This window comes from Flavobacterium lipolyticum (genome assembly GCF_020905335.1).
In the GTDB taxonomy this organism is placed as follows: domain Bacteria; phylum Bacteroidota; class Bacteroidia; order Flavobacteriales; family Flavobacteriaceae; genus Flavobacterium; species Flavobacterium lipolyticum.
The window spans coordinates 2,771,976-2,786,013 of sequence record NZ_JAJJMN010000001.1; the positions used below are offsets into that span (position 1 = coordinate 2,771,976).

At 37.6% G+C, this 14,038-nt stretch carries 13 protein-coding genes; 3 read left to right on the forward strand and 10 right to left on the reverse strand.

The genetic code is table 11. The features are described from left to right. Positions 1–83: 83 nt before the first annotated feature. A complete protein-coding gene (fabD, locus tag LNQ34_RS12120; RefSeq protein ID WP_229999912.1) occupies positions 84–959 on the reverse strand; it encodes an ACP S-malonyltransferase in 876 nt (291 codons plus the stop codon). Between the two features lie 72 nt (positions 960–1,031). Beyond that, positions 1,032–1,394, reverse strand: coding sequence for a hypothetical protein (locus LNQ34_RS12125; RefSeq protein WP_017497770.1), 363 nt, complete (start codon positions 1,392–1,394; stop codon positions 1,032–1,034). A 185-nt stretch (positions 1,395–1,579) separates the two neighbouring features. Between LNQ34_RS12125 and LNQ34_RS12130 the strand changes: the two genes are divergently transcribed. After that, a complete protein-coding gene (locus LNQ34_RS12130) occupies positions 1,580–2,440 on the forward strand; it encodes a helix-turn-helix domain-containing protein (RefSeq protein WP_202701245.1) in 861 nt (286 codons plus the stop codon). A gap of 118 nt (positions 2,441–2,558) precedes the next feature. On the opposite strand, the gene LNQ34_RS12135 is transcribed toward LNQ34_RS12130, so the two are convergent. The 4 genes from LNQ34_RS12135 to LNQ34_RS12150 form a co-directional block, all read right to left on the reverse strand. Next, positions 2,559–3,092 carry a YceI family protein gene (locus LNQ34_RS12135; protein ID WP_202701246.1) on the reverse strand — a complete coding sequence of 178 codons (534 nt, stop codon included), beginning with the start codon at positions 3,090–3,092 and terminating at the stop codon, positions 2,559–2,561. Between the two features lie 249 nt (positions 3,093–3,341). Next, entirely contained in the window at positions 3,342–3,572 is a 231-nt protein-coding gene (locus LNQ34_RS12140; protein ID WP_229999913.1) for a (4Fe-4S)-binding protein, read from the reverse strand. Between the two features lie 173 nt (positions 3,573–3,745). Next, positions 3,746–4,462: a pirin family protein gene (locus LNQ34_RS12145; RefSeq protein ID WP_017497774.1), complete on the reverse strand. Its 717-nt coding sequence runs from the start codon at positions 4,460–4,462 to the stop codon at positions 3,746–3,748. Positions 4,463–4,884: 422 nt separating this feature from the next. Next, entirely contained in the window at positions 4,885–6,366 is a 1,482-nt protein-coding gene (locus tag LNQ34_RS12150) for a helix-turn-helix domain-containing protein (protein ID WP_229999915.1), read from the reverse strand. A gap of 197 nt (positions 6,367–6,563) precedes the next feature. On the opposite strand from LNQ34_RS12150, the gene aceB reads away from it, so the two are divergent. Together aceB and aceA are read left to right on the forward strand one after the other, a co-directional pair. Then, positions 6,564–8,165 carry a malate synthase A gene (gene aceB / locus LNQ34_RS12155; protein WP_202701250.1) on the forward strand — a complete coding sequence of 534 codons (1,602 nt, stop codon included), beginning with the start codon at positions 6,564–6,566 and terminating at the stop codon, positions 8,163–8,165. 121 nt (positions 8,166–8,286) lie between these two features. Further along, positions 8,287–9,567 (forward strand): isocitrate lyase, encoded by a 1,281-nt coding sequence (gene aceA / locus LNQ34_RS12160; RefSeq protein ID WP_017497777.1) that lies wholly within the window; start codon positions 8,287–8,289, stop codon positions 9,565–9,567. Between the two features lie 108 nt (positions 9,568–9,675). Here aceA and LNQ34_RS12165 read toward each other — a convergent pair whose 3' ends face one another. The 4 genes from LNQ34_RS12165 to LNQ34_RS12180 form a co-directional block, all read right to left on the reverse strand. Further along, positions 9,676–10,251, reverse strand: coding sequence for a Crp/Fnr family transcriptional regulator (locus LNQ34_RS12165; protein ID WP_229999916.1), 576 nt, complete (start codon positions 10,249–10,251; stop codon positions 9,676–9,678). Next, entirely contained in the window at positions 10,251–10,568 is a 318-nt protein-coding gene (locus LNQ34_RS12170; RefSeq protein ID WP_229999918.1) for a DUF6370 family protein, read from the reverse strand. The genes LNQ34_RS12165 and LNQ34_RS12170 overlap by 1 nt, the downstream gene beginning before the upstream one ends. A 3-nt stretch (positions 10,569–10,571) precedes the next feature. Continuing rightward, complete coding sequence (gene purT, locus LNQ34_RS12175) at positions 10,572–11,732, reverse strand: formate-dependent phosphoribosylglycinamide formyltransferase (RefSeq protein ID WP_229999920.1); 1,161 nt, start codon at positions 11,730–11,732, stop codon at positions 10,572–10,574. Positions 11,733–12,118: 386 nt separating this feature from the next. Further along, a complete protein-coding gene (locus tag LNQ34_RS12180; RefSeq protein WP_229999921.1) occupies positions 12,119–13,993 on the reverse strand; it encodes a peptidase U32 family protein in 1,875 nt (624 codons plus the stop codon). Positions 13,994–14,038 lie beyond the last annotated feature (45 nt).

A 14,038-nucleotide genomic window follows, 5' to 3' on the forward strand; every position in this document is an offset into this window, starting at 1 on the left:
AAATCCTCATAAACAATCTTGTTCATGAGGATTTTTTTTTATGTAGTGAGTAACTGAAAACTGTTACTGAGACTGAATACTAATTATGCATTCGCAGTAACCGCTTCTTTGTCAATTTTGTTGATCAAACCTGCTAACACTTTACCCGGACCCACTTCAGTGAATAAAGTAGCGCCGTCAGCGATCATTTGCTGAACGGATTGTGTCCATTTTACCGGAGCAGTCAATTGTATGATTAAGTTCTTTTTGATTTCGTTTGCATCCGAAACAGCATTTGCGGTTACGTTTTGGTAAACCGGACAAATAGGAGTTGAGAATGTAGTGGCTTCAATTGCAGCAGCTAATTCCTCTCTTGCTGGTTCCATCATCGGAGAGTGGAATGCTCCTCCAACAGGTAAAATTAAAGCGCGTTTTGCACCGGCAGCTTTCATAGCTTCACAAGCTTTTTCAACAGCCGAAGTTTCTCCTGAAATTACCAATTGTCCCGGACAGTTGTAATTTGCCGCAACAACTATTCCGTCAATAGAAGCGCAAACTTCTTCTACAATATTATCAGCTAAACCTAAAACCGCAGCCATTGTTGATGGGGTGATTTCACAAGCTTTTTGCATAGCTAAAGCACGTTGAGAAACTAATTTAAGACCGTCTTCAAAAGACAAAGTTCCGTTGGCAACCAAGGCTGAAAATTCTCCTAAAGAATGTCCTGCAACCATTTCTGGTTTAAAATCGTCTCCTAAAGTTTTAGCTAAAATAACAGAGTGTAAAAATACTGCAGGCTGTGTAACTTTAGTTTCTTTTAGTTCTTCGGCAGTACCTTCGAACATGATATCTGTAATTCTAAAACCTAAAATTTCATTAGCTTTTTCGAATAATTCTTTGGCTAATGCCGATGTTTCATATAAGTCCTTGCCCATTCCTGTAAATTGTGCGCCCTGACCCGGAAATACGTATGCTTTCATTTGTCTAATTTAAAGATTGAATTTTTTTGAATTGAAAATTAGTTTCAATTGAAAGGCAAAAGTAGCATTTTTTTACTTCGTATAATCCTTAAACATGTAAATCCATGCTAATCTCGAAAATCGAAGATTGAAAGAAGTGAGTAGGGTAATGACGACAGCGATAATTGGAATAATCCTTAAATCGAAATTCTTTTCGAAGAAAAATTGTGCAATACAGTATGTTGCAATTCCCTGAGCGACTGTTAATCCGTAGTTTACATACATAGCACCAAAGAAATAACCAGGCTCTTTTTGAAACTTATAATTACAGTGACTGCAAAATTCGTTCATCTTTGGAAGGCCAAAAGTGAAAAAAATATTTTTATCTGTAAAAACCTTTCCTTTATGACAAATAGGACATTCGTTGCTTAAAATATGAGTTAATGCACTTGACATGATCTTGTTGTTTTTTATTTATACAAAGGTAATTCAGAACAGGATTAAAGTCTTTTTTATATCTTCGCTACTTATAGCACAATAAAGACATTTATTGTAAAATCGCCTGCCTTAAGCGAATTTGTAAACGAAAAAGAGGATTGGGCAATCGCATATGTGACCAATAAAAAATAAATTCTACAGATATGAAAAAATACCCGGTTTACAGTGTTCAGAATTTTAGCTGTAATGATATTCATCGTGATTTTTATGTCAATACCTTCAAAGAGCATTTAAAAAGTCACAGTTTTGTAGAAGAACCACACCGGCATGATTCGTATTTGATGGTGTTTTTTACGAAAGGTTCGGGACAGCACGAAATTGATTTTGATCAGTTTGAAATTAAAAAGGGAAGCCTGTTTGTGCTACAGCCGGGACAAATGCATCATTGGAGCTTATCCGAAGATATTGAGGGTTTTGTGATTATTTTTTCACAGGAGTTGTATAATTTATATTTCGGACAGAAGAATATTAACGAATATAATTTTTACCATTCGATTCACAATCGGCCGGAAATGGTTTTTGAAGAAAAAGGAATCACTAAAATCCGACCTTATTTTGACTTATTAATTCAGGAAAGTATTCAGGAGGGGCGATATCAACTGGATAAAATGTTGAATTTGCTGGATTGTATTCATATTGAAATAGCCCGCAAATACAACGAAACCTATTCACATCAGGCGCATTCGTATAACATTAAAATTGACAAGTTCGAAATGCTTTTGGAGCACTATTTCAAACAAGAAAAATTACCGTCTTTTTATGCTGAAAAGTTAAGTATTACTTTAAAACATTTGAACCGCATCTGCAATGAAATTTTGCAAAAAACGGCCACAGAAGTGATTACGGATCGTGTGATTTTGGAGATAAAAAGAATGTTGATTGACAAGCATTTAGCGGTTAACGAAGTAGCGTTTAAAGTAGGCTACGAAGATTATTCGTATTTCTCCAGATTCTTTAAAAAACAAACGGGATTATCGCCAACCGAATTTAGGAATAAGAAGTAAAAAAGAGTTGGGCTTCGGCTTCGCTCAGCCCGGCACTTGAGCTTTAAAGTTATCAAATGTCCGGCTAAGTGAAGTCGAAGCCCTTTTAACCACCAATTAAATTTAATTTAAAATCGGATTACGCTTGTTTTGCAAACTGTAATTCAATGTTTAATTTTACTTCTTCTCCAACCAGAACACCACCGGTTTCAAGAGCTGAGTTCCAGTTTAGACCCCAATCTTTACGGTTTATTTTTCCTTCGATATTTAATCCGACTTTTGTATTTCCCCACGGATCAGTCATAGTTCCACTAAATTCTACCGGAAAAGTTACTGATTTTGAGATACCTTTGATGTTTAGATCTCCGGTTAATTCATAGCTCCCTTCATTTATTTTTTTGAAAGAAGAACCTTTGAAAGTTAGTTTTGGATGATTCTCAGCATCAAAGAAATCGCCACTTCTTAAGTGATTGTCTCTATCTGTATTTGCAGTGTCAATAGAAGTAATGTCTCCTGAAAATTCGATTGCAGCATTCTCGAAATTGTCTCCGTCTGTGTTGATTGTTGCATCGTAAGTACCAAATTTACCTGAAACATTTGTAAACATCATATGTTTAACTTTAAAACCAATTTCTGAATGTGTTGGGTCTATTGACCATTTTGTAGTTGCCATAATTTTATCTTTTAAATAATTAATTTCATTTTGATAGGACAAAGTTACGGTGGTAGTGAGTGTAAGGGACTTAACCTAGATTAAGAAATAAAAAATGCGATGACTTTTGGAGTATCGCATCTTTTATTGTTGCTCTGAGAGTCCCCCGGTTAGAGGGAAGAGTCTTAGTTTTTTGCTACGCATTAAATGATTTTCATGGATTAATATATTTCAATTCAGAAAAAATTTCTTTCATCTGTGGCAAGAAAATTAGCTTTTGTCATTCATGTAAAAGCTCAATGCTCCTGACGGGCATTTGTGAATGGTTGAAATAATTTTTTCTGTTGTAGAGCGTTCAGGAATGATCCATGGTTTTTCTTTTGGGTGAAAAACATCGGGATTGTTTTTTACACAATTGGCAGAATGAATGCATTTCCCGGACCGCCATACAATGGTTACTTCTCCATTGCTATATTCTTTCGTAAGGTCATTTGGATTCATGATTGAAAATTTTTGCGGTTAATTTTAGTTTTAAATTCAGACCAATTTTCTATTAATAAATTTAATACTTCTTTTTGGTTTTTTTGTGCTTTGAGAAAAAAAAGAAACGATAACGTACTGTGATTCAGTATAATTATCGCTTCTTTTGAAATGTATGTGAAGTGTCTTACAAATTAATAATTCATAGGAACTTCCATTAGCAGGAATTCGGCCTCAGTGTTGGCTTTGATGTTTAAAGTTTCAAAATCAGAGATTCCCATAGCATCACGAGTGTTCAATTCCTGACCGTTTATCGTTACATTTCCTTTTAAGATAAAAACGTAGACTCCGTTTCCTTCTTTTTTTAATTTATAGGTTGTAGCGATGCCGGAATCGAAATTCCCCATATGAAACCAGGCGTCCTGATGGATCCAGACTCCTTCATCATCAGCATTTGGAGATAAAACCTGAGACAGTTTGTTGTGTCTGTCGGCAACATCTAAAGTGATTTGTTGGTAACGCGGCGTTACATTTCTTTGGTTAGGAAACAACCAGATTTGTAGCAGCTTCGTTTGCTGATCGGCATTTGGGTTAAACTCACTATGTTGGATTCCGGTTCCGGCACTCATCACCTGAATGTCACCATTTTTAATGATTTCGGTATTCCCCATACTGTCTTTGTGTGCTAAATCACCTTCTAACGGAATGGTAATGATTTCCATATTATCGTGAGGATGAGTTCCAAAACCCATTCCGCCCGCAATAGTATCGTCATTTAGAACTCGAAGCGCTCCAAACTGAATTCTTTCCGGATTGTACCAGCTCGCAAAGCTAAAACTGTGATAGGCATTAAGCCATCCGTGATTTGCGTTTCCTCTTGTTTCTGCTTTGTGTATTACTATATTTTCCATGATGATAATTGTTTTGTTATTTTTTATAGTACAAATTTACGATCAACATGCCTGAAAAGCACTTAATGTAGATTAAGAAAAAGGGGCTGAGGGGCTGAGGTTCTGAGTTGCTGAGGTTTTTAGGTGCAAAGGCTCAGAGTTGCAAAGGTACAGAGGCTTTTGCAGCGATTGAGATGGGCTGGATTTCATGTTTACGATCTAAGAAGTCTAACAATCTAAACAGTCTAATAATCCAATAATCCAGCAATCCAATAATCCAGCAATCCAATAATCCAGCAATCCAATAATCTAACAATCCAAAGATCTAAGAAGTCTAACAATCTAAACAGTCTAATAATTCAATAATCCAGCAATCCAATAATCTAATAATCCAAAGATCTAAGAAGTCTAACGATCTAAGAAGTCTAACAATCTAAAAAAGACTAGCTGTATTGCGCAATAAACTGTTGCACAACAGCATCTGTATTCTCGTGGCGTTTTTTCTTTTCCAATGCGATAGGCGGAGCGGCTCTTTCAAGGCAGTCTTTTACGTCGCAGGTTTCGCAGGTGACCCCTACAATTCGTTTGACAAGCGGTTTTCCTTCAATGAACTTGAACTTCTTTTTCATGGTTGGATTGATTAAAATACCAACCGAAATACTTCTTATGTTGTCTTTGATGAAAGGATCTTTTGTGGCTGATGAAAAAACCAGGTATTCATTTCCGCTATGGACATAACTTGAGATCTGAGCATCAAAAAAATGTGGTTTGTTCTGTTTGATTGCTTCGTCTATGGTTTTTACCGAAACCCATCTTCTGCAATAGTGCTCGTTGGTTTCGTTTGCATGTGGTTCCTGCTGATTGGTGATGTGCAGTTCTTTCTTGATTTGATAAACGTCAGAACCAATTTTATGTGACATTCTTAAAAAGAATAAGTTCTTCAGATGGAAATCTTTAGGGAGTAAATTAGTTAATCTTTGATAAAAGGATTCTGGAGAAACTTCAAAACTTTCGATCAGCGTTACAAATTCTTCCGGATTTGGTTTTTCGTTATTTAAAAAGTCATTGATTCTGTTTACTAGCAACTGTCTTGGCAGTAATAAAGCACCTGCAAAGTACGAGGCATAGAAATTATGCAATACCTGATCGAAGTTCTCAAACTTGATCCAGCTGAAAGTCAGTAAGCGATCCGATAAGTTCAGATAATTATAGGCGATTTCTTTGGCCAGAATGAAAGCTTTCTGCGGATCGTCGATTTCTGTTGAAAGTAAGAGGGTTTTGCTTTTTGGGACATAGATAGAGCGGAGATCTTCTAAGGCTTCCTGATCCGTGAAGGCAATTTCTTTGATAGTGTAGTCAAATTCTTCTTTAAGAATGGCTTCGAGTTCTTTAATAGTGATTTTTGAATCTAAATTAATCTGAAAGGACTTAGAAAAAGCAATTACTTTATCTTCCAGATCTTCAAAATAATTACTGTGTGCTTCCTGATACGAGCGTAAGGCGGCGAGGAAAAAACTCTCCCTGCTCAGATTGTAATGCTGGGCAATTTCAATAATGGTGCTGATAAACGCATTGACTTTGGCGGGTGCATTGGCAATAATGTCGATTAGGTCCGCTTCCTGAATGCCAAAAAGCTCCAGAGGAATCTCTTTTAAAATTCCTGATTTTAAGATTTCTCCAATCGGAGCGAGGTTGTTGTCCAGTTTTAAAGAAACCATTTGGTCGTACGTAACATCCAAATGTTCGCATAAAAGCAAAATTTTATCTGTTTTTGGATATTTCTTTCCTTTTTCAATCTCGTTCAAATACGATTTTGAAAGATTGGTCAGTTTAGCCAAACCAAAAAGAGAGAGGTTTTTCTGAGTGCGAACCTGCTTGAGTTTTAGCCCAAAAATCAGCTTTATATAGTCTTTTTCGATATCCATAATATCAAATGTAAGTAATCTAAAAATAATCGCCAAAAAAGTTTTTTGTAAATTTAGCGAACGTTCGCTTGTTTTGTAAAAAACTTTTTTCTAATATTGTGGTGTAGAAAATATTAACGGTCAGATTGTTATAAGAGAAAAGATCTTTTATTAGCAAAAAATGACGAATAATGGAGAACTAATCAAAAGCAACAACGATGAAAAACCAATTAGAGATTACCGAGACGGCTATGGAGTTTTTGGCCGAAAAGAAGCTTTCTTATCCAAAGATCTGGACAGAAGAGGCAATTGTTTTTATAACCGAACTGCATCGAAAATTCGATTCACAACGAAAATTATTGTTACTGCAACGCGAACAAAAACAAACCGCTTTTGATCAGGGCGTCATGCCGTCTTTTCCTTCCGAAACAAAAACCGTCAGAGAAAGTAATTGGGTGGCAGGAGAAACTCCAAAAGATTTACAGGATCGTAGAGTTGAGATTACGGGACCGGTTGATCGCAAAATGATTATCAATGCGTTGAATTCAGGAGCGAAAACTTTTATGGCAGATTTTGAAGACAGTACTTCTCCGACCTGGCAAAATTTAATGGACGGACAAGTGAATTTGATTGATGCGGTTAACAAGACGATTTCTTATACCGATTTGATTAAGCATAAATCGTATCACCTGAATGAAAAGATTGCGACATTGATCGTGCGTCCACGTGGATTGCATTTACCAGAAAAACATCTTTCGATTGATGGAAATGCGGTTTCAGGTTCTTTGGTAGACTTTGGTTTGTATGTTTTTCATAATCATAAGAGACTTTTAGAAAATAACTCAGGACCTTATTTTTATATTCCAAAATTGGAACATTATCTGGAAGCGCGCTGGTGGAATACTGTAATTGATTTTACCGAAGATTATTTGAAGTTAGAAAGAGGAACGATAAAGGTTACTGTTTTAATTGAAACTATAACAGCAAGTTTTCAGCTGGACGAAATTATTTTTGAATTGAAGGATCATATTGTTGGATTGAACTGCGGGCGTTGGGATTATATTTTCTCTTACATTAAAAAATTCCGCAAGCATTCAAAGTTTATTGTTCCGGACCGCGATCAGGTCAATATGACTTCGCCTTTTATGAACGCTTACTCGAATCTGGTAATTCAAAGGTGTCATAAACGAGGTATTCATGCTATCGGAGGGATGGCTGCTCAAATTCCGATTAAAAATAATGAGGAGGCAAATGCAATTGCTTTCGCAAAGGTAAAAACCGATAAAGAACGTGAAGTAAAGAATGGTCACGATGGAACGTGGGTAGCGCATCCGGATTTGGTTGCTCTGGCTAAAAATGTTTTCGATGCCGGAATGCCAACTCCCAATCAAATTCATGTTAAAAAAGAATATCGCAAAATAACAGAAGCCGATTTGATAGAGCCGCCAATTGGAATTATAACAGAAAATGGGGTTCGCAAAAACATTAATGTTGGGGTTTTGTATTTGGCTTCATGGCTAAACGGACAAGGTGCCGCAGCCTTGCACAATCTGATGGAGGATGCTGCTACGGCCGAGATTTCAAGATCGCAATTGTGGCAGTGGCTTCAGAATAAGGTGACTTTGGATAACGGACAAATACTAAATCTGGCGTATTATCACGAGTTGGCTTTAGAGGAATTCAAAAAAATTAAAGACGAGCTGGGAGAGGAAAATTACGAAAATCGTCAATTCCCGTTAGCGGAGAAAGTTTTGGAAAGACTGGTTGTAAATCCCGATTTCGTTGATTTTTTAACCCTTCCATGTTACAAATATTTATAAAAAAACGTTGCGCTGATCATTAAAAATCGGCGTGAAAAATAAACCTTTTACAAGTCACAGTCAGAACTGTAAACTGCGACTGCAAACTATTTACTTACTAACCAACTTAACTTATATTTTTATGAAAACAACAGAAGACAGAATTCAGGAATTGATTAACGATTGGATCACAAACCCAAGATGGAAAGGCGTTGAACGTCCGTATACTGCTACTGAGGTGGTGACGCTTCAGGGCTCTTATCATATTGAGCATTCTATTGCTAAAATGGGGGCGGAGAAATTATGGAGAAAGTTAAAAAGTCAGGATTATGTTGCTGGTTTAGGTGCTTTAACAGGAAATCAGGCGATTCAGGAAGTCGATGCTGGTTTAGAAGCGATTTATTTGAGTGGCTGGCAAGTGGCTGCCGATGCAAATCTGGCAGGAGAAATGTATCCTGACCAATCGCTTTATCCGGTGAATAGCGTGCCGATGGTGGTAAAAAAAATTAATAGTGCCTTGTTGAGAGCTGATCAGATTCAGGTGGTAAACCAGGTTGAAGATAAAAAAGATTATTTGGTTCCGATTGTAGCCGATGCAGAAGCCGGTTTTGGCGGAAATTTAAACGCTTTCGAATTGATGAAATCGATGATTGAAGCGGGTGCTTCTGGTGTTCATTTTGAAGATCAGTTGAGTTCTGCTAAAAAATGCGGACATTTAGGCGGAAAAGTTTTGGTGCCAACTCAGGAGGCGATTAACAAATTGATCGCAGCTCGTTTGGCTGCTGATGTTATGGGCGTTTCGACATTAATTGTTGCCAGAACAGATGCTGATGCAGCTAATTTGCTAACCAGTGATGCTGATCCGAGAGATGCAAAATTTATTACCGGAGAAAAGACCAATGAGGGTTTTTTCTATGTAAACAGCGGAATCGATCAGGGAATTGCAAGAGGATTAAGTTATGCGCCTTATGCTGATTTGATTTGGATGGAAACCAGTAATCCTGATTTGGTTTATGCGAAGAAGTTTGCGGATGCAATGAAAAAAGAGTTTCCGGGTAAAATGCTGGCATATAATTGTTCTCCGTCTTTCAACTGGGCCGCTAAATTATCAGTAGCAGAAATGGAAACTTTCAGAGAAGATCTGGCGGCTATGGGGTATAAATTTCAGTTCATTACCTTGGCAGGATTCCATGCTTTAAATACCAGTATGTTCGAATTGTCTAAAGCGTATAAAGAACGTGGTATGGCAGGATATTCTGAATTGCAGGAAAGAGAATTTGCTTTGCAACAAAACGGATTCAGAGCAGTAAAACATCAGGCTTTTGTTGGGACTTCTTATTTTGATGCGGTTCAAAATACAGTAACGATAGGGAGGTCTTCCACTACAGCAATGAAACATTCAACAGAGGTTGAGCAGTTTTAACTATTTGTTTTTACCATTAAGATATTAAGAAAGTTAAGCTTTATGTTCTTAAAAAATAAGAAAGATTAAGTCTAGTTTAATGTATCTTAATATCTTAATGGTTTAATTTTACTTTTTTAAAAGTCTGGCTTTCATTTTGCTGAAAAATTCAGGTGTTACACCAATAAAAGAAGCAATTTGCTTTTGAGGTACTTTATGAACCAATGTGCCGTATTTAGCACAAAATTTCTCAAAGCGCTCTTCTGCCGTAAGGCTTAAATTATCCATTAAGCGTTGTTGATTGGCAACCAGAGAATTTTCAATTAAAATTCTGAAAAAACGTTCTAATTTAGGAATGTCGAGATACAATTGCTCCTGATTTTCTTTGGATAAAGAAATGACTTCTGCCTCTTCTAAAACTTCTATAAAAAGTTCTCCCGGTTTCTGTGAAAAATAGCTGTACATGTCACTCATCCACCAGCCCTGACAAGCAAATGCCAGAACATGCTCGACAATATTATCATTGATGTTGAAGCTTCTTAGAATTCCCGAATTTACAAAATACGAATGGGTACAAACTTCGCCGGCATTCAGTAAAATGGTTTTTGTCTTGTAAAAATGGGTTTCTGTTTTGGATAAAAAATGAGCCCGCTCTTCAGGAGTCAATGAAATGTGTTTGGCTATATTTTCAAGAATTAATGCCATTATTTTTCTTTTATCAGCTTGAAAGAGTTTGCTTTAAAGCGATCATTCTCTATTTTTCCGATAACTGAAGCTTTGCGAACAGCATTACAGAAACCATCTTCGGCATGTGCATCACCATGTTCGTCAATTGTTGTTCCGTCTACAAAATAAGTCTTGCCGTCAATGCGAACGGCTAAATCACAGCTTTTGCCTTTCATTCCAAATTGACATTCGCCACAAGCGGTTTCTACGATTACAGGTTTTTCGTTTGTTTTCTTATCCTGAGCCTGAGTTGAAATTCCGGCAAGCAGGAACAGTGCAAATAATGCGTTTTTCATTTTTTAAGAGTTTACGGTTATTAGTTTTGAAGTTGTTTTGGCACGTTCTGTGATTTCGTCGATTGGTGTTGTGAGAGAGTCATGACTTAAAACAACTCCCATTCGACGGTAAGGTCTTGAAGTTGGCTTTCCGAAAATTCTGAAATCAGTTTTAGGTAAAGCGGCTACTTTTTCAATTCCGGTAAAAGTTGGGTTTGTCGAGTCTTCTGAGGCCAGAATCACGGCACTCGCACCAGCTTTTTCAAGCGTGATTTCGAAGATGGGTAAGCTTAAAATAGCTCGCAAATGCAATTCGAATTCATTAAAATTTTGTGTTCCGGCAAGCGTTACCATTCCGGTATCGTGTGGGCGTGGGGAGAGTTCGGAGAAATAAACACCCTCGTTGGTTAAGAAAAATTCAACACCAAAAAGGCCTGCTCCTCCCAGAGCTTCGGTAATTTTTTCGGCCATATCCTGCGCTTCGTATAGATCGGCATCAGAAATTTTTGCAGGCTGCCAGCTCTCCTGATAATCACCGCGTTCCTGGCGGTGCCCGATTGGAGCGCAAAAAAGTGTTGGATTGTTATTTTGAGTAATGGTTAAAAGTGTAATCTCAGAATTGAAATCTACAAAAGCTTCCACGATAACTTCGATGACATCACCACGTGAACCTGCAACGGCATATTGCCAGGCTTTTTCAATATCGCTTTCCGTTTTGATAGTAGATTGTCCTTTTCCGGAAGAAGACATTAAAGGTTTTACTACGCAGGGAATTCCAACTTCCTGAACAGCTTTTTGAAGTTCTTCTGCCGAAGTTGCATATTGGTATTTTGCGGTTTTTAATCCCAGTTCTTTCGAAGCGAGATCGCGAATCGCTTTTCGATTCATGGTAAAGTTGGCTGCTTTCGCAGATGGAACAACGGTAATGCCTTGTTTTTCGTAATCGTAAAAACGTTCTGTTCGGATAGCTTCTATTTCAGGAACGATAAAGTCGGGCTGGTGTTTGGCTACGATTCGGTCCAGTGCTTCGCCGTCGAGCATGTTGATGACTTCAAAGCTGTGTGCTACCTGCATGGCAGGAGCATTTTCGTAATTATCGACAGCAATTACAGTTTGTCCGATTCGTTGAGCGGCAATGACAAATTCTTTGCCCAGTTCACCCGAACCAAGGAGTAGTATTTTCATTTTGGATTAATTGTGTTGTTGGAGAAGTAAAAGTAGCGAAAAAAGAGTTTAACCGCAAAGTTCGCAAAGAATTACGCAAAGAGCGCTAAGTTTTTGTCTTTTAGATAAAGTAACCGTGTAGTTTGTCATTTCGATCCAAGGGGAAAATCACACTCGTAATTCGATAAAGATTGACGACAATTGGGTTTGAGTTTCTTGTGTGATTTCTCCTTATGTCTAAATGATAAAACGGAGAAATAACGGGGTGAATTTAACCACAAAATCCGCAGGGAATTACGCTAAGAACGCAAATTTTTTTAATATTCAGTTAAAAGAAAAGGTTCGCAAAGATTAATGAATCTTTGCGAACCTTAGCGTATATCTTTGCGTTCTTTGCGGTTAAAATTCTAATGAAAATGATCTTCTTCTATTTCGAATTCTGCATCTTTTTCCCAGATTTCCATTTCACAAGGTTTGCAGTTGAATTTCAGTTTGTATTCTAATTCGCCTTGTTTTAAAACCAGGGGTTCTTTTACCTTAACACCTGCGATATCTTTTTGGTGTATCGGACATTTTTTCAATTCGTATTTGATGCAATATTTAGTGGTCATCACACGTGATTTTCCCGGATCCCATTGTAGTTCGAATGCTTTTTCAATTTCGGTAACACCATGGCGCTCGTAGAATTTACGGGCCGTTTTGTTGGAAACATTGTACATGAAATCCAATTTAGTTTCCGGATACGGATGAGATGTTTTAACGAGTTGGTGTTCTTCGCGTTTGTAATTGGCCAGACGAATTTCAGTCAACTGATCGTAAACGGTTCTTCTCATTTCGTTGATTTTTGAAATAGGAAGGAACCAGTTTTGAGAGAACATTACATTGATTTCATCGGCGGTGTAAGGCGTAAAACCTGTTTTAGCCAATTGAGTTTTAATGTTTTCTTCGATAGATTCACCCGTTTTAGTTTGCTCTTTCGCATGTTCCAAGCTAACAGTGCTTACATTACCGTCTTCATCAGTAGCGATTAATTCGAAACCTGTTGCGGTTTCTGTAAGTAATAAAGTAGTGCTCAATTTACGAACAGCACTATCCTCTCTCTCAACAATTTTGATGAAAGCGGCATCGTTGTTACGGTAAATAAAAGTTCCGTCTTTTACTTCTTTTAAAACGTTTGGATAAATTTTCCCGTTTTCGGCTTTGTTTACATAGATTCCGTCAGCTTCATTGTTTTCGTTGATGAAACAAAGTCCGTCACCGTTGTTTAGTAATTCGCCGTTTTCGATTTCGTAAGCGTTTCCAACTGTTCGGATTAATTTACCGATATATTGGCCTTTTGATTTTGGGCTTTCCCAGGAACCAATGGAACTGTGTCTTTCGTTTACGAAATAATCCGTATAACCACGGTTGAAAGTTCTGCTTAAAGAAGAATCAAAAGTATAGGTACATGTTCCTGAAGAGGCTTTCATGTACTTATCACTTCCTGCGCCTTCTAAGTAGCTGTCTAGTTTTTGACGTAAATAAGAAACGTTGTTTTTAACGTAAACCACATCTTTTAAACGGCCTTCGATTTTGAAAGAAACGATTCCGGCTTCAATTAGATTCGGAATCTGATCTGAAATGTCTAAATCTTTGATCGAAAGCAAGTGACTGTTTCTGATCAGGGTTTCTCCGTTTCCGTCAATTAAGTTGTAGGGTAAACGGCAGTTTTGTGCGCAAGAACCGCGATTGGCACTGCGTTCTCCGTTGGCTACACTCATGTAACAGTTTCCGCTAAAGGATACACATAATGCACCGGTTACGAAAAATTCTAATTCAACATCAGCTTCGTCGTATATCGTTTTAATTTGATGTAAGTTCAATTCGCGGGCTAAAACCACACGTTTGATTCCGGCATCTTTAAGGAATTTAATTTTATCGGCATCACGATTATTGGCTTGTGTACTGGCATGAAGTACGATAGGAGGCAAGTCCATTTCCATGATCGCCATGTCCTGAATAATCAGGGCATCAACACCAATGTCGTACAATTCCCAAATCATTTTGCGACAGGTTTCGAGTTCGTTATCGTACAAAATGGTATTCATAACCACAAAGACCTGTGCATTAAAAAGGTGTGCATATTGTACCAATGCTGCTACATCTTCGATAGAATTGTTGGCATTTGAGCGTGCTCCAAATTGCGGTGCACCAATATAAACAGCATCGGCGCCACTGTTTATGGCGGCCATTCCTCCAATTAAATCCCTGGCAGGAGCTAATATTTCAATCTTCTTCTTCATTTTAAGTACTTTAGGCTTTTGTGGTATTCACGCAAAAAAGTTTGC